Here is a 15032-nt window from a genome sequence, read left to right on the forward strand (position 1 = left end):
TCGGCCCACCACCCGCGGGCCCCCTGGTGGGCTCGCCTCAGCTCTCCGCGCGGGCGTTCAGCTGGTGGAGCAGCCGGGCCAGTTCGGCGACCTCGGCGCGGTCCCAGTCGGCGAGCTTGCGGACGTACCGTCCGCGCCGTGCGTCCCGCACCCGGCGGAAGCGGCGCCGCCCCTCCTCCGTGAGCCGGACGAGCGAGGCGCGCCCGTCGGCCGGGTCGGGGTCGCGGGCGACCAGCCCGAGGTCCTCCAGGACGCGCAGCTGGCGGCTCATGGTCGCCTTGCCGACGCCGAAGTAGCCGGCGAGTTCGGTGGCGCGCTGCGGGCCGGTGTCGTCGAGCCGGACGAAGAGTCCGTACGCGGAGGACTCCAGCTCCGGGTGGACCTCGCGGGCCATCTCGCCGGACTGGGCGCGGGCTCGGCGCAGAAAGACCGCCAATTCCCGCTCCAGAGCCAGGAATTCCTGGTCCACACCACTCCCCCCGGTCGCCCCGCCGGTCGGTTCGGCTTCACTCCCCGTACCGCTTCCGTGCACGTCAGCACCCCTCGCGCGCTTTCCGGTCGCTGAAAGTTTCTTGTCGCCGCGGCCATCGCCGCAGCTCTCTCAGTATTTCGTAGGCGTAGACCAACGGCGGCACCCGGGCCCTCTTCCGCCGGGCGGGTCTACGTGCGTAGCGTCGTTGGTGACATGTCCATTCCAGGACTGTCCGACTCGCTCCCCCACCGAGCCTTTCGGAGGCACGCAATGCCCGTGCACAGATCCGGAAAGACCCTCGCCGGCGCCGCGTTCGCGGCCCTGGCCCTGCTCCTGCCCCTCACCCTCTCCGGCCCCGCCAACGCCGCCGGCGCCGGTACCGACGCCGAGGCCGTTCCCCCACGCGGCTCCGCCCACATGGGCATGGGCGTCCTCGCGCACGACGGCTCGGCCGGCACGCCCGGCTCGCCGCGCGCCGTCCAGACCGAGGGCGTGGACGTCTCCAGCCACCAGGGGAACGTGGCCTGGTCGACCCTGTGGAACAGCGGGGTGAAGTGGGCCTACGTCAAGGCGACGGAGGGCACCTACTACAAGAACCCCTACTTCGCGCAGCAGTACAACGGCTCCTACAACGTGGGCATGATCCGCGGCGCGTACCACTTCGCGACCCCGGACACGACGACGGGCGCGGCCCAGGCCGACTACTTCGTGAACAACGGCGGCGGCTGGTCCAAGGACGGCAGGACGCTGCCGGGCGCCCTCGACATCGAGTGGAACCCGTACGGGGCGACCTGCTACGGCAAGTCGCAGTCGGCGATGGTCGCGTGGATCCGCGACTTCCTGAACCGGTACAAGGCGCGGACGGGCCGTGACGCGGTGATCTACACCGCGACGAGCTGGTGGACGCAGTGCACCGGCAACTACGCGGGCTTCGGCTCGACCAACCCGCTGTGGGTCGCGCGGTACGCGGCGGCGGTGGGCGAACTCCCGGCGGGCTGGGGGTACTACACGATGTGGCAGTACACCTCGACCGGCCCGACGGTCGGCGACCACAACCGCTTCAACGGGGACCTCTCGCGGGTGCAGGCACTGGCCAACGGCTGAGGACGGCCGGGCGAGGCCCTTCAGACACACGGCGGTCTTCCGGGCGCGCGGCGGCGCGTGCGGAAGGCCGCTTCCGGCTTTCTCGTCCCACCCCCTTGCCCATTGGTATGGACCAATGCGAACCTCGGGTGGGCGCGTACGGCCCCTCCCCAACTCCCGTACGCGTGCCGCTCGTTGCTCGTCCCGTCCTCCCCCACGCACGAGAGAGAGCCCCGCATGCCGCCGATCCGCCGCACCGCCGCCGCAGCCGCCACCCTGTCCGCCGCCGCCCTGATCCCGCTGACCCCGTCCACCGCCGCCGCGCACGGCGCGGTCTTCAACCCGGTGAGCCGGGTCGCGGCCTGTTACGCGGAGGGCCCGGAGACGCCGAGGTCGCAGGTGTGCAAGGACCTGGTCGCCGACTCCGGCACCCAGCCGCTCTACGACTGGAACGAGGTCAACATCGCCAACGCCGACGGGCAGCACCAGGTGGTGATCCCGGACGGCAAGCTCTGCTCGGCCAACCGCGAGAAGTACCGGGCGCTCGACTGGGCCCGGACGGACTGGCCGTCGACGGCGGTGTCGGCGGGGTCCTTCGACTTCAAGGTCCGGGTGACCGCGCCGCACCAGGGCACGATGACGGTCTACATCACCAAGCAGGGCTTCGACCCGACGAAGCCGCTGAAGTGGTCGGACCTGGACGCGACCCCGGTGGCGACCTACCCCACGGCGCGCACCGCGACAGACGGCCACTACAACTTCACCGGCACCCTGCCCGCCCGTACGGGCCGCCACATCGTCTACAAGGTCTGGCAGCGCAGCGACAGCCCGGAGGCGTTCTACAGCTGCTCGGACGTCACCTTCGGCGGTACGGCGGCGGCTTCGGCGGCCTCCGCCCCGAGCGAGGCGAAGATCGCCGCGGGCGCCGACCGGTCCACGGTGAGCCACGCGGGCCACGGCGGCGACGAGCACGCCCCGGCGCTCTCCTCCGACGCGGACCGGAGCAGCCCCTCCCCGCTCCCCCTGGCCCTCGGAGGCGCGGCCGCCCTGACGGCGTTCGGCGCGGGCAGCCTGCTCCTGACGCGGCGCCGGAACGCGTCGTCGTAACGGCGTGAGCCAGGGCCTGTCGTTCTACGACAGGCCCTGGGCGCTGCGCCCCGTGGTCGAGCCGAAGCCGAGCCAGGTGTGGCGGTTGCCCCACCAGCACCAGCCGACCTTCGGGGCGTCGCGCCGCTCGCGGCCGTCGCGCCCGGTGCCGTTGCTGATCCAGATGGCCGGGGTACGGGCGTCGAACGCGCCGTTCGCCTTGCGCAGCCGGGAGCCGATGGTCATGAAGCAGCGGTTGCGCTCCAGGGCCGCCGGCTCCTGGAGCACCCAGTGGATGCCCTCGGTGAGCAGCAGCGGGGTGCGCTCCTCCTTGGTGAGCGCGGGGAGCGCCTCCTCCGGGCTCCAGTTGGACAGGTGGTCGCCGCGGTCGATCCCGGCGACCAGGTAGAGCGGCGCGTCGGGCACGTCGATCCCGGTGGGCGCGAAGTCGTCGACGTCGGGCATGTCGACCACGACGAACCCGGCCTTGTCCTCCCGCCGCAGCAGCGGCGCGAGCACGGAGGCGGGCGCCCGGTCGGGGTGCACGGCGAGCAGCACGTCGTCCCGCTCGCCCCCGGCCTCCCGCACGAACTCCCGCACCTCCTCGGCGGTTGTCCCGGCGTGGTCATGCACCCCGAGCTCGACGAGACGCTCCGCCTGGGCGGCGAGGGAAGGCAGTGGGGGCATGGCGGGTTCTCCTTGGTTCACGGTGTGCGGCGGAGCGGGTGGTTCACAGCAGGTGCTTCACAGCGGGCTGATCTCGTCGGCGTGGGCGGCGGTGATCTCGCCCACGTAGATCTCCTGGGCCACCAGGTCCGGGTCCTCGACCTGGACGTCTCCGGTGAAGGAGTTGCCGCCCACGAAGAGGGCGTTGCCCCTGATGATGATCCTCCGCGCCGTGAACGCGTTGCCGTGGTAGACGCCGCCGGTGAGGTCGATCGTTCCCCGGACGCGGAACGTGTTGCCGACGTACAGGTTGTCGTGCTCGGGTTCGACGGGCCCCGCGCCCGTGCCGCCGCCCCGGAAGTGGCCCGCGTTGAAGATGTTCCCGAGGAACATGCTCGCGTTCTCGATGCGGAAGTCCCCGTCGAAGGTCAGCGTCGTCGACTGCGCCCGCGGTGCCGGGGAGCGCCCCTCGCTCCTGTCGCTCCCGTCGCTCTCGTCGTCGGACCGGTCGCTGTCGTTGGCGATATTGAACACGTTCCCCGCGAACATGTTCCCGCCGACCCCTGGAGGGAGCCCGCGAGTTCGGGCGTCAGCCGCCCACCGGAGCTCAGGGCCTCCGCCTCCCTGACGGCCGGCGCGGCACGCCGAGGAAGCTCCTGCTCGTCGTCCGACCCGGTCCGTCGGCGCTTCCTGTCGGCGACCACGGCACCTCCCTCTCACGCGCGTACGGGCATGGTGCGAGCCCGCCCGGCCCCGTTCAAGGGCGACGAGGGCACCCCGTCATGAACCCGGGCTGCCCGAACGCACGCGAACGAGCGGAGCGGGGCGCCCCGCGAAAGGGACGCCCCGCTCCAGATCGGGACTCACGACCTACCGGCTCACGCCGCCGCGCTCACCGACACCGTCGCCGGGGCCAGGGCGATCTCCAGGACCTGGCGGACGTCCGTCACCGGGTGGACCTCCAGCTTCTCCAGGATCTCGGCCGGGACGTCGTCCAGGTCCGCCTCGTTCCGCTTCGGGATCACGACCGTCGTGATGCCCGCCCGGTGCGCCGCGAGCAGCTTCTGCTTCAGGCCGCCGATCGGCAGGACGCGCCCGGTCAGCGACACTTCACCGGTCATCGCCACGTCCGTCCGGACCAGCCGGCCGGAGAGCAGCGAGGCGAGCGCCGTCGTCATCGTGATGCCCGCGCTCGGGCCGTCCTTCGGGACCGCGCCCGCCGGGAAGTGGATGTGCACGCCCCGGTCCTTCAGACCGCTCACGGACAGCTCCAGCTCCGCGCCGTGCGACCGCAGGAAGGAGAGCGCGATCTGCGCCGACTCCTTCATCACGTCGCCCAGCTGGCCCGTCAGGGTCAGCCCCGCCGCGCCCGTCTCCGGGTCGGCGAGCGACGCCTCCACGAAGAGCACGTCACCGCCCGCGCCCGTGACCGCGAGCCCGGTCGCCACGCCCGGTACGGACGTCCGGCGCTCGGCCGGGTCCTGCGCGGACTCCGGGATGTGGTGCGGCCGCCCGATCAACCCGCGCAGGTCGTCCACGCCGACCGCGAACGGCAGCTCCCGGTCGCCCAGTTCGTGCTGGGCCGCGACCTTCCGCAGCAGCCGCGCGATGGACCGCTCCAGGTTCCGTACGCCCGCCTCACGGGTGTACTCGCCCGCCAGCTTCCGCAGCGACGCGTCCTCCAGGACCACCTCGCCGGGCTCCAGGCCCGCCCGCTCCAGCTGCCTCGGCAGCAGGTGGTCGCGGGCGATGACGACCTTCTCGTCCTCGGTGTACCCGTCGAGCCTGACCAGCTCCATCCGGTCGAGCAGCGCCTCCGGGATGGCCTCCAGGACGTTCGCCGTCGCCAGGAACACGACGTCGGAGAGGTCGAGTTCGACCTCCAGGTAGTGGTCGCGGAAGGTGTGGTTCTGCGCCGGGTCCAGGACCTCCAGGAGCGCGGCCGCCGGGTCGCCCCGGTAGTCCGAGCCGACCTTGTCGATCTCGTCGAGCAGGACCACCGGGTTCATCGACCCGGCCTCCTTGATCGCCCGTACGATCCGGCCCGGCAGGGCTCCGACGTACGTACGCCGGTGGCCGCGGATCTCCGCCTCGTCCCGTACGCCGCCGAGGGCGACCCGGACGAACTTCCGCCCCATCGCGTGTGCGACGGACTCGCCGAGGGAGGTCTTGCCGACACCGGGCGGGCCGACCAGGGCCAGGACCGCGCCGCCGCGCCGGCCGCCGACCACGCCGAGACCGCGCTCGGCGCGCCGCTTGCGCACCGCCAGGTACTCGGTGATCCGCTCCTTCACGTCCTCCAGGCCCGCGTGCTCGGCGTCGAGGACGGCCTTGGCGCCCTGGATGTCGTACTGGTCCTCGGTCCTTTCGTTCCACGGCAGTTCGAGGACGGTGTCGAGCCAGGTGCGGATCCAGGAGCCCTCGGGGGACTGGTCGCTGGACCGCTCCAGCTTCTCGACCTCCTTGAGTGCCGCCTCGCGGACGTTCTCGGGCAGGTCGGCGGCCTCGACGCGGGCCCGGTAGTCGTCGGACTCGTCGCCCTCCGTCTCGCCGTTGAGGTCGCGGAGCTCCTTGCGTACGGCGTCGAGCTGGCGCCGCAGCAGGAACTCGCGCTGCTGCTTGTCGACGCCCTCCTGGACGTCCTTGGCGATGGACTCGGCCACGTCCTGCTCGGCGAGGTGCTCGCGGAGCTGGGCGGTGGCGAGCTTGAGGCGGGCGACCGGGTCGGCGGTCTCCAGGAGCGCGACCTTCTGCTCGACGGTGAGGAAGGGCGAGTACCCGGAGTTGTCGGCGAGCGCGGAGACGCCGTCGATCTGCTGGACGCGGTCCACGACCTGCCAGGCGCCGCGCTTGCGCAGCCAGCTGGTGGCGAGCGCCTTGTACTCCTTGACCAGTTCGGTCACGGAGCCGGGCAGCGGGTCGGGCACGGTCTCCTCGACGACGCTGCCCTCGACCCAGAGGGCGGCGCCGGGACCGGTCGTCCCCGCGCCGATCTTCACGCGGCCCAGAGCCCGGATGAGGGCGCCGGGGTCGCCGTCGGACAGCCGGCCGACCTGCTCGACGGTGCCGAGCACACCGGTCCCGGCGTACGTGCCGTCGACCCGGGGCACGAGCAGCACCTTGGGCTTGCCGCTCCCGGAACGGGCGGCGGCCTGGGCGGCCTCGACCGCGGCGCGTACGTCGGTGTCGGACAGGTCCAGCGGCACCACCATTCCGGGCAGCACGACCTCGTCGTCGAGCGGCAGCACAGGCAGAGTGAGCGGTGAGGACGTCGAAGCCATGATCTCCCCTTCGGCAGTCAAGTTGAGCTATGTGGACTCAATGCGCGGCCGCCCGTGGATGTTCCCCGGGGGCCGTTCGCTCTGAGCGATCACTCTGGTGCGGGGAGGAGCGGCGACGCTGTAATGCCTCTATGGACACTGCGACTCTTACCTCCGCCTGGGTGGCGGGCTGGACCGTCTCGCGGGGCACTTCGCCCGCCGTCGTCGAGCCCTGGGGCTGGCGGATCGACGTCGGTCTGCCGACGCACGTCTTCCGGCACGTCCTGCCGGCGCCGGACGCGGTGTCCGTGGGGAAGCTCTGCCAGGAGATCACCGTGCCGGGCGCGTGGCTGAAGATCATGGCCGGCCCCGAGGAGTCGGCCGAGTGGATCACCCCGGGGTGGACGATCCCCGACGACCCCGGCTACATGATGAGCAAGACCCTGGACCTGGGGGCGCGCCCGCCGGCGCCGGAGGGGTACGCGCGGACGACGGAGACCCGGGACGGGGTGATCCGGGTCCGGATCGTGGCCCCGGACGGCACGCTCGCGGCGCGCGGCCAGATGGCCCCGACGGGCGTGACGGCGGTCGCCGACCAGATCGAGACCCACCCCGACCACCGCCGACGCGGCCTCGGCGCCAACGTGATGCGCACCCTGGAGGCGGCGGCCGCGCAGACCGGCGCGACCACGGGCATCCTCTCGGCCACCCGCGACGGCCTGGCCCTCTACGACAGCCTGGACTGGCGCTACGAGTGCCCGCTGACGGGGATCGTGCGGGAGGCGTAGGGAGCGGGGGACGGGGGCGCGGGCGTACGGGGCGCGGGGGTGGGGGAGTCTGCGCCCCCGGTGTGCGCCGGTGCTCCCCGGCGGGCGGCGAAAAAATGGGCGGAATGGCAACCTCCGTACCCCTCCCCCACGTTCAGAGGTCGTGACGACGAGCTTTCCCGGGTGCGGGCAGTGCACCGAAGACGGAGCCGCGCCCGGAGACGGGGCCGGGTCCGGGGCCTACGACGGTCCGTCCGGCGGTGGTCCGTCCGGCGTGGACGACGCGTGCGACGGGCACCTCGTCCACGCCGTCGCCGGTGGCGACAAGGACGCGCTGTCCCGGCTGTTCGCCCGGCACGCGGGCCCTCTCTTCGCCCATCTCCTCAACCGCGGCTTCCCCGCCCAGACCGTCGAGGACGCCGTCCAGGAGACCTTCCTGACGGTGTGGAAGAGCGCCTCCGGCTTCCACGAGGGCAGCGTCCCCGCCTGGCTGCGGCGAATAGCGCACTGCCGCGCCGTCGATCTCGAACGCGCCGCCGGACGTCAGCGGGCCCTCGCCGACCGGGCCCGCGACCACACCCCGGCCTCCGCCGGTACGGCACCCTCCGCCGAGGACTGCCTGCTCGCCTCCTCGCCCCGCTACGCGGCCATAGCCTTCGCGCTCGCCGGGCTCCCCGCCCCGCAGCGCGAGGTCATCGAGCTGCGCTACCTCCAGCACTACAGCGTCCGCGAGACCGCGGAACGCCTCGCCGTCCCCGAGGGCACGGTCAAGGCCCGCGCCGCCCGGGGCTGCGCCCGGCTGCGCGAGTGGCTCGTGGCCCAGGACGCGGCCGAGGCCGCGGACGGCGTCCCGCGCGCGACCGGCGGAGGAGGTGCCCATGACTGCGACCGGGTCCCCCGCCCCCGCCCGTAACCCCCACTCCCCCACCCCCGCCCCCAGCTCCGAAAGCAGCCCTCGCATGGCCGAGCTCTCTCCCCCCACGACAGCCACCACAGCCACGACGCCCGAGCCTCCCGTGACCTCCGCGCCCCCCGCCCCCACCCGGCACCTCCCGGCGCACTGGGTGGACGCGTACGCCCGCGGGCAGCTCTCCGGCGAGCTCCTCGGCCATGCCGAGGCCCATCTCGAACGGTGCCGGGGGTGCGTCGACGCCGTCGACCTGGCGGTACGCCGCGGGCCGCACGGCCCCCGCCTGGACGCCCTGCACGCGACCCTGGTCAACCGGATCGGGTGAGGGCATGCTCGGGACCATGGTGACGAAGGTGCGCGCGAGAACGGTGTGGGTCGCGTCGGCGGTACTGGTCCCGTGGCTGGCCGTGTCCGGCTGCGGCGAGCAGGACACCCCGTCGGCACCCACCGTGACCCAGCAGGGCTCGCCGGCCGCCACCCCCACGACCGTCCCCGCGCCCCCGGTCCCCACCGGGTCGGACGGCACGGTCAAGAACGACCACGAGCCCGGCCCCCGCGAGGTCCTCGTCGAGGTGAACGTCAACGGCGGCCTGGCCGGGGTCCGCAACCAGCTGATCGTCCACTACGACGGCACCTACTCCACCCGGTCGGGCACCGAGCCCCCGCGCACCGGCCGCATGACCGCCGCCGAAGTGGCCGGACTGCGCGCGGCGTTGGAGGACCCGGCGTACGCGAAGGTGCCCACGCGCCCGACGGGAGAGCCGGTGGCGGACGGGTTCCAGTACGTGTTCACGCACCGGTACCGCGTCGTGGTCGCCGGTGAGGGCGAGCGCCCGCCCGCCCTCCAGCGTGTCTTCGAGGCCCTCCCCGACGGCGGCCCGCCGACCGGCCCCTGAGGTCAGGCGGCCGGTAGCCCCTCGCCGGTCACCGACAGGTCGCTGAACTGACGGTCCAGGAAAGCCCGTACCCGTGCGGGCATGTCCATCGCCCCCGGGTCGAGGGCCCATTGGAGCTGGAGGCCGTCCATGACGGCGAGCTGCTCCTGCCCGGCGGCCAGGCAGTCGATGCCCTCGCGCAGCTCCCCGCGCCGTACGGCCGCCTCCATCAGGTCGACGGTGTGGCCGAGCACGCGCGCGTACCGCTCCTTGAAGTAGTCGTGCGCGGGGTGGCCGACGTTGCCGGACTCCCCGGCCAGGACGTTGAACATCCGCACGATGCCGGGGCGCCGGGTGTTGTCCTCGACGAGGGCGACGACGGTCTCCAGATACGCGGCGTACGACTGCGGCTCGTCGGCGAAGAGGCGCTCGACGTCGTGCTGCTCGCTCTGCGCGAGGACCGAGAGCAGGAGGTCCTCCTTGCCGCGGAAGTGGTGCAGCAGCCCGCCCTGGGTGATGCCGCAGTCGTTGGCGATCCGGGCGAGGGAGGAGGCGTGGAAGCCCCACCGCCCGAAGTGCTCGACGGCGGTGTCGAGGATCTTCCGGCGGCGCTCGTCCCCCACCGCATAGCTGCCCCTGCCTGCGCTCTTACGGGTCGTTGGGCCCTTGTTCTCCGACATGGGGCCCAGCTTAGGTGGTGACCGAGATGGGGCTTTCGTCCCGTGATCCAGGACACAGAACCAAAACCTAGTACCCACTCGGTTTTCACGCTTAGCCTGAGGGCGCCAAGGCCGACGACGCGGTCGGCCCGAACGACGGAGTCCTCATGGCGCTCACCCACGAACCGACACGGACCACCGCACCCGATGCGGCTGACGCGGCCGACGCCCGAGGAGTCCGCCAAGGACATGGGCGTCCTGAACATCGGCAACGCCCTGCCCCAGTCGCTCGTCCCGATCACGGCGCCCGCCCTGCTGGCGATCGGGGGCGGCGGCAACTACGGCGCGCTGTTCCTCTTCGGCGGCGTGGCCTGCGTCCTCGGCGCCCTCGCCGTCCAGTTCATCCGCTCGGTCAAGTAGCCCGGTCCAGCCGCCGCCCGGCCCCGCACCCCGGTCACGTCACCCCAGGAGACCCGCCATGCACCCGTACCAGGACGCCACCCGACCCGTCGACGAGCGCGTCGAGGACCTGCTCGCCCGGATGACCCTGGAGGAGAAGGCCGGCCAGCTCTTCCACTCCATGCTGATGACGAACGCGGACGGCACCCCGGTCACCGAGACCGACGGCTCGATGCTGCCGTTCACCACGCCCGAGCTGCTCGAGGACCGCCACCTCACCCACTTCAACCTGCTCGGCACCTACGGCGCCCGCGAGATGGCCCTCTGGCACAACGCGGTCCAGGAGATGGCCGCGAACACCCGGCTCGGCATCCCGGTCTCGCTCTCCACCGACCCGCGCCACGCCTTCACCGACAACATCGGCGCCTCCTTCAACGCCGGCGCGTTCTCCGCCTGGCCCGAGGCGCTCGGACTCGCGGCGACAGCCGACCCCGAACTGGTCTTCCACTTCGCCGACACCGTCCGCCGCGAGTACCTCTCCGTCGGCTTCCGCACCGCCCTCCATCCGCAGATCGACCTCGCCACCGAGCCGCGCTGGGCCCGCCAGACCGGCACCTTCGGCTCGGACGCCAAGCTGACCGGCGAACTCGTCCAGGCGTACGTCCGCGGCCTCCAGGGCGAGGAGCTCGGTCCGGACTCGGTCGCGGCCATGGTCAAGCACTTCCCCGGCGGCGGCCCGCAGAAGGACGGCGAGGACCCGCACTTCCCGCACGGCAAGGAGCAGATCTACCCGGGCGGGATGCGGGAGCACCACCTGGAGCCCTTCAAGGCCGCCATCGCCGCGGGCTGCTCGCAGATGATGCCGTACTACGGCCAGCCGATCGGCACCGACTGGGAGGAGGTCGGCTTCGGCTTCAACAAGGGCGTGGTCACCGGGCTGCTGCGGGAGGAGCTCGGCTTCCAAGGCATCGTCTGCACCGACTGGGGGCTGCTCACCGACTCGGTGATCTTCGGCGAGCCGCACGCGGCGCGGGCCTGGGGCGTGGAGCACCTGAGCGTCGCGGAGCGGACGGCGAAGGCGCTGGACGCGGGCTCGGACCAGTTCGGCGGCGAGCAGTGCCCCGAGGTGATCGTGGAGCTGGTCGAGTCCGGCCGGATCTCCGAGGAGCGCGTCGACGTCTCCGTACGGCGGCTGCTGCGCGAGAAGTTCGTGCTCGGGCTCTTCGACGAGCGCCGGTACGTGGACCCGGAGGAGGCCGCCGAGACGGTCGGCCGCGCCGACTTCAAGGCGGCGGGCGCGGCGGCCCAGCGCCGCTCGCTGACCGTCCTCACGGCCGGCCCGCTGCCGCTGGCCGGCCGCCCGAAGCTGTACGTCGAGAACGTCGACGCGGCCGTCGCGGCGGGCTACGGCGACGTCGTCACCGACCCGGCCGAGGCGGACCTCGCCGTGCTGCGGCTGCGCACCCCGTACGAGGAGCGGCCGAACCTCTTCGAGGCCTTCTTCCACTCCGGCTCGCTCGCCTTCGCGGAGCCCGAGCTGAGCCGGATCCTCGCGCTGCTCGGGACCGTCCCGACGGTCGTCTGCGTCAACCTGGAGCGTCCCGCCGTCCTGCCGGAGATCGCCGAGCGGGCGGCGGCCCTGATCGCCGACTTCGGCGCGAGCGACGAGGCCCTCCTCGACGTGGCCTTCGGCCGGGCGAAGGCGGAGGGGCGACTCCCCTTCGAGCTGCCCCGCTCGATGGCGGCGGTGGAGGCGGCCCGCCCGGACGTCCCGAACGACACGGTGGATCCGGTCTTCCCGCACGGCCACGGCCTGACCATCTGAGAACCACGGATCGGATCCAAGACATCGGATATCGGATATCGGATCCAAGATCCAAAATATTGGATCCGATCCCCCTGAACCGCGGGGTACCTGATCGACCCCGCACCCGGTCCGGGGCCGGCCCGTGGGGGCCCGGCCCCGGACCGTTTTCCGCCGATTCCCATTTGTCCCGGCCCTCCCCGCCCCGCGAGGATGGCCGGGACAGTCGTCTGCCCAGACCGGGAGTGCGCGCACATGTCAAGACCCGTCACCCTCGACCGCCACGAAGGACCGTACGGAGAAGTCGTACTGCGGCGGCGCGGCGAGCATTTGGAGATCATCGCCAACGGCACGTTCCTGATGGACACCTCCGACGGACGTTCGGAGCGACGGCTGATCGACGCCGCGTACCTCGCGCTCGACCCGCCGCCCGGCGGCCCCCTCCCCTCGGTCCTCATCGGCGGTCTCGGCGTCGGCTTCTCCCTCGCCCACGCCGCCGCGGACCCCCGCTGGGGCCGGATCGCAGTGGTCGAGCGCGAGCAGGCGATCATCGACTGGCACCGCGCGGGCCCCCTCGCCGCGATCTCGGGCCCGGCGCTCGCCGATCCGCGGAACGTGATCCTGCACACGGACCTCGTGGCGTACGTCCACGACTCCCCCGACACGTACGACGCACTCTGCCTGGACATCGACAACGGACCCGACTGGACCGTCACCGAGGACAACCAAAACCTGTACTCCGCCGAGGGGTTGGCGGCCTGCGCGAGGCGCCTGAAACCGGGCGGAATCCTCGCCGTCTGGTCGGCCCGGCCCTCCGCCGATTTCGAAGCGTCCTTGCGGAATGCCGGATTCAACGGGGTACGGACGGAAGAGATCCCCGTTGCCCGGGGCGTCCCTGACGTGGTGCACCTCGCCGTACGGCCTGGATAGCCGGGACGCTGTCAGTGCCTCTAGGCTGCTGGCCGATACCAGCGATGCGAGGCGGGGCGATGGAGCAGACACACACCACTCACCACGGTGCGGCGGCCACTCCGGGCGCCCAGCGGCGAGTGCTGGTCGTCGAGGACGACACGACGATCGTGGATGCGATCTCCGCGCGCCTGCGGGCGGAAGGATTCCTCGTCCAGACGGCGACGGACGGACCCGCGGCGGTCGACGCGGCCGAGGCCTGGCAGCCCGACCTGATGGTCCTCGACGTGATGCTGCCCGGTTTCGACGGCCTGGAGGTCTGCCGCCGCGTCCAGGCGCAGCGCCCGGTGCCGGTCCTGATGCTGACCGCGCGGGACGACGAGACGGACATGCTGGTCGGGCTCGGCGTCGGCGCCGACGACTACATGACCAAGCCGTTCTCCATGCGCGAGCTGGCCGCCCGCGTGCACGTCCTGCTGCGCCGGGTGGAGCGGGCCGCGCTCGCGGCCGTCACCCCGCGGAGCGGGATCCTGCGCCTCGGCGAGCTGGAGATCGACCACGCGCAGCGCCGGGTCCGGGTCCGCAACGACGACGTGCACCTGACGCCGACCGAGTTCGACCTGCTGGTCTGCCTGGCGAACACCCCGCGCGCGGTCCTCTCCCGCGAGCAGCTGCTCGCGGAGGTCTGGGACTGGGCGGACGCCTCCGGTACGCGGACGGTGGACAGCCACATCAAGGCGCTGCGCCGGAAGATCGGGGCCGAGCGGATCCGTACCGTCCACGGCGTCGGGTACGCGCTGGAGACGCCGGCGTCATGAACCGCCGGGGGCGGCGCCCCGAGCGCCCGAGGAGGCGCCGGATCGTGATCTCGATCAAGACCAAGCTGGGCACGCTGGTCGTCGGGGCGGTCCTGCTGACCTCGGGGCTCGCGCTGGTGGCGATACGGACCTCCACGGAGTTCCGGTACATCACGATCTTCGCGATGATCGCGACGCTCTTGATCACCCAATTCGTGGCGCAGTCCCTGACGGCGCCGCTCGACGAGATGAACACCGTGGCCGGGTCGATCTCGCGCGGGGACTTCAGCCGACGGGTGCGGGGCGCGGACCGCCGCGACGAGCTGGGCGACCTGGCCTCGACGATCAACCGCATGGCGGACGACCTGGAGTCCGTGGACCGGCACCGCAAGGAGCTGGTCGCCAACGTCTCGCACGAGCTGCGCACCCCCATCGCCGCGCTCCGCGCGGTCCTGGAGAACGTCGTCGACGGCGTCTCGGAGGCCGATCCGGAGACGATGCGTACGGCTCTGAAGCAGACGGAGCGGCTCGGCCGGCTGGTGGAGACCCTGCTGGACCTGTCACGTCTTGACAACGGTGTCGTCACGCTCAAGGCACGCCGTTTCGAGGTCTGGCCGTATCTGTCGGGTGTGCTCCGTGAGGCCAATCTGGCCGCGTCCCAGCGCGGCCTGTCCTCCACGTCCGGCCTGCACAACCGTACGGACGTCCATCTGCACCTCGACGTCTCGCCGCCCGAGCTGACCGCCCACGCGGACGCGGAGCGGCTGCACCAGGTGATGGCGAACCTGATCGACAACGCGGTGAAGCACTCGCCGCCGCACGGCCGGGTGACCGTACGGGCGCGGCGCGGGGACTGGCCGGACTCGCTGGCCCTGGAGGTCGAGGACGAGGGCCCGGGCATCCCGGAGGCGCTGCGGCACACGGTCTTCGAGCGATTCAACCGGGGACAGGTGCCGGGCAAGGCCGGTCCGGGCAGCGACGGCGGTACCGGTCTGGGGCTCGCGATCGCCCGCTGGGCCGTGGATCTGCACGGCGGCGAGATCGGCGTGGCCGAATCGTCACGTGGCTGCCGAATCCAGGTCACTCTCCCGGGCAGCCTTCCGTCCCGAGGTTGACGTAGGGTCGAACGGGAAGCGCGTCTTCTGCGTGGTCTTTTACAGGACACGATCAGGACGTGGTCAGGGATGCATGCCTCAGGGGCGGCAACCCAGGTCGCTCGTACCCGCGCGAGGGCAGAACCACGCTTGTTTCCCGCCAATCCCTGCCCCGAAACGCCTCGTCAAGTGTGACTTACGCGACGTTGGTAGTGCCCGGCCTGCACCTGTCGGCCAGGGAGGCGTAGCCT

General features: G+C 72.2%; 16 protein-coding genes. 11 read left to right on the forward strand and 5 right to left on the reverse strand.

The genetic code is table 11. The features are described from left to right. Window positions 1–37: 37 nt before the first annotated feature. Window positions 38–532, reverse strand: coding sequence for a MarR family transcriptional regulator (locus AB0F56_RS04810; protein ID WP_362003917.1), 495 nt, complete (start codon window positions 530–532; stop codon window positions 38–40). A 210-nt stretch (window positions 533–742) separates the two neighbouring features. Between AB0F56_RS04810 and AB0F56_RS04815 the strand changes: the two genes are divergently transcribed. Together AB0F56_RS04815 and AB0F56_RS04820 are read left to right on the forward strand one after the other, a co-directional pair. Further along, window positions 743–1576 carry a lysozyme gene (locus AB0F56_RS04815; protein WP_362003920.1) on the forward strand — a complete coding sequence of 278 codons (834 nt, stop codon included), beginning with the start codon at window positions 743–745 and terminating at the stop codon, window positions 1574–1576. Between the two features lie 216 nt (window positions 1577–1792). Continuing rightward, window positions 1793–2662 (forward strand): lytic polysaccharide monooxygenase, encoded by an 870-nt coding sequence (locus AB0F56_RS04820; protein WP_362003923.1) that lies wholly within the window; start codon window positions 1793–1795, stop codon window positions 2660–2662. Between the two features lie 24 nt (window positions 2663–2686). Here the strand turns inward: AB0F56_RS04820 and AB0F56_RS04825 are convergent, their stop codons facing one another. From AB0F56_RS04825 to lon, 3 genes are all read right to left on the reverse strand, one after another. Continuing rightward, window positions 2687–3328, reverse strand: a complete 642-nt coding sequence (locus tag AB0F56_RS04825; RefSeq protein WP_362003924.1) for a DUF5701 family protein — start codon at window positions 3326–3328, stop codon at window positions 2687–2689. A gap of 57 nt (window positions 3329–3385) precedes the next feature. After that, window positions 3386–3856: a hypothetical protein gene (locus AB0F56_RS04830; RefSeq protein ID WP_362003926.1), complete on the reverse strand. Its 471-nt coding sequence runs from the start codon at window positions 3854–3856 to the stop codon at window positions 3386–3388. 329 nt (window positions 3857–4185) lie between these two features. Further along, window positions 4186–6588, reverse strand: coding sequence for an endopeptidase La (gene lon, locus AB0F56_RS04835; RefSeq protein WP_362003929.1), 2403 nt, complete (start codon window positions 6586–6588; stop codon window positions 4186–4188). A gap of 131 nt (window positions 6589–6719) precedes the next feature. On the opposite strand from lon, the gene AB0F56_RS04840 reads away from it, so the two are divergent. The 4 genes from AB0F56_RS04840 (at window position 6720) to AB0F56_RS04855 (ending at window position 9140) form a co-directional block, all read left to right on the forward strand. Next, window positions 6720–7355: a GNAT family N-acetyltransferase gene (locus AB0F56_RS04840; RefSeq protein WP_362003932.1), complete on the forward strand. Its 636-nt coding sequence runs from the start codon at window positions 6720–6722 to the stop codon at window positions 7353–7355. A gap of 253 nt (window positions 7356–7608) precedes the next feature. Continuing rightward, window positions 7609–8247, forward strand: a complete 639-nt coding sequence (locus AB0F56_RS04845; RefSeq protein WP_362003934.1) for a sigma-70 family RNA polymerase sigma factor — start codon at window positions 7609–7611, stop codon at window positions 8245–8247. 103 nt (window positions 8248–8350) lie between these two features. Next, entirely contained in the window at window positions 8351–8569 is a 219-nt protein-coding gene (locus AB0F56_RS04850) for a hypothetical protein (protein WP_362003936.1), read from the forward strand. A 16-nt stretch (window positions 8570–8585) separates the two neighbouring features. Continuing rightward, entirely contained in the window at window positions 8586–9140 is a 555-nt protein-coding gene (locus tag AB0F56_RS04855) for a hypothetical protein (protein ID WP_362003939.1), read from the forward strand. 2 nt (window positions 9141–9142) lie between these two features. Here the strand turns inward: AB0F56_RS04855 and AB0F56_RS04860 are convergent, their stop codons facing one another. Then, window positions 9143–9799: a TetR/AcrR family transcriptional regulator gene (locus AB0F56_RS04860; RefSeq protein WP_362003941.1), complete on the reverse strand. Its 657-nt coding sequence runs from the start codon at window positions 9797–9799 to the stop codon at window positions 9143–9145. Between the two features lie 186 nt (window positions 9800–9985). Here AB0F56_RS04860 and AB0F56_RS04865 point away from each other — a divergent pair, with 186 nt between their 5' ends. The 5 genes from AB0F56_RS04865 to AB0F56_RS04885 all read left to right on the forward strand — a co-directional run bounded on the left by AB0F56_RS04865 (window position 9986) and on the right by AB0F56_RS04885 (window position 14802). Beyond that, the gene (locus AB0F56_RS04865; RefSeq protein ID WP_362003943.1) at window positions 9986–10198 is read left to right on the forward strand and encodes a hypothetical protein; all 213 of its coding nucleotides are present in this window, start codon (window positions 9986–9988) and stop codon (window positions 10196–10198) included. A 58-nt stretch (window positions 10199–10256) separates the two neighbouring features. Beyond that, window positions 10257–12002, forward strand: a complete 1746-nt coding sequence (locus AB0F56_RS04870; protein WP_362003944.1) for a glycoside hydrolase family 3 N-terminal domain-containing protein — start codon at window positions 10257–10259, stop codon at window positions 12000–12002. Window positions 12003–12236: 234 nt separating this feature from the next. Then, window positions 12237–12911, forward strand: a complete 675-nt coding sequence (locus AB0F56_RS04875; protein WP_362003947.1) for a spermidine synthase — start codon at window positions 12237–12239, stop codon at window positions 12909–12911. A gap of 59 nt (window positions 12912–12970) precedes the next feature. Beyond that, complete coding sequence (locus AB0F56_RS04880) at window positions 12971–13708, forward strand: response regulator transcription factor (protein ID WP_315891128.1); 738 nt, start codon at window positions 12971–12973, stop codon at window positions 13706–13708. Next, on the forward strand, window positions 13705–14802 hold the full coding sequence (locus tag AB0F56_RS04885) for a HAMP domain-containing sensor histidine kinase (RefSeq protein ID WP_362003950.1): 1098 nt from the start codon (window positions 13705–13707) through the stop codon (window positions 14800–14802). Before AB0F56_RS04880 ends, AB0F56_RS04885 begins: the two co-directional genes overlap by 4 nt. Window positions 14803–15032: the final 230 nt, after the last annotated feature.

Origin of the sequence: Streptomyces sp. NPDC026092 (genome assembly GCF_040638605.1) — a bacterium.
Lineage (GTDB): Bacteria > Actinomycetota > Actinomycetes > Streptomycetales > Streptomycetaceae > Streptomyces.

What these genes read in the sequence shown, in the direction of transcription:
- AB0F56_RS04815 (WP_362003920.1), top strand. Translation starts at nt 743, where the DNA reads ATGCCCGTGCACAGATCCGGAAAGACCCTCGCCGGCGCCGCGTTCGCG.
- AB0F56_RS04820 (WP_362003923.1), top strand. Translation starts at nt 1,793, where the DNA reads ATGCCGCCGATCCGCCGCACCGCCGCCGCAGCCGCCACCCTGTCCGCC.
- AB0F56_RS04825 (WP_362003924.1), bottom strand. Translation starts at nt 3,328, where the DNA reads ATGCCCCCACTGCCTTCCCTCGCCGCCCAGGCGGAGCGTCTCGTCGAG.
- AB0F56_RS04830 (WP_362003926.1), bottom strand. Translation starts at nt 3,856, where the DNA reads ATGTTCGCGGGGAACGTGTTCAATATCGCCAACGACAGCGACCGGTCC.
- lon (WP_362003929.1), bottom strand. Translation starts at nt 6,588, where the DNA reads ATGGCTTCGACGTCCTCACCGCTCACTCTGCCTGTGCTGCCGCTCGAC.
- AB0F56_RS04840 (WP_362003932.1), top strand. Translation starts at nt 6,720, where the DNA reads ATGGACACTGCGACTCTTACCTCCGCCTGGGTGGCGGGCTGGACCGTC.
- AB0F56_RS04855 (WP_362003939.1), top strand. Translation starts at nt 8,586, where the DNA reads ATGGTGACGAAGGTGCGCGCGAGAACGGTGTGGGTCGCGTCGGCGGTA.
- AB0F56_RS04860 (WP_362003941.1), bottom strand. Translation starts at nt 9,799, where the DNA reads ATGTCGGAGAACAAGGGCCCAACGACCCGTAAGAGCGCAGGCAGGGGC.
- AB0F56_RS04865 (WP_362003943.1), top strand. Translation starts at nt 9,986, where the DNA reads ATGCGGCTGACGCGGCCGACGCCCGAGGAGTCCGCCAAGGACATGGGC.
- AB0F56_RS04870 (WP_362003944.1), top strand. Translation starts at nt 10,257, where the DNA reads ATGCACCCGTACCAGGACGCCACCCGACCCGTCGACGAGCGCGTCGAG.
- AB0F56_RS04875 (WP_362003947.1), top strand. Translation starts at nt 12,237, where the DNA reads ATGTCAAGACCCGTCACCCTCGACCGCCACGAAGGACCGTACGGAGAA.
- AB0F56_RS04880 (WP_315891128.1), top strand. Translation starts at nt 12,971, where the DNA reads ATGGAGCAGACACACACCACTCACCACGGTGCGGCGGCCACTCCGGGC.
- AB0F56_RS04885 (WP_362003950.1), top strand. Translation starts at nt 13,705, where the DNA reads ATGAACCGCCGGGGGCGGCGCCCCGAGCGCCCGAGGAGGCGCCGGATC.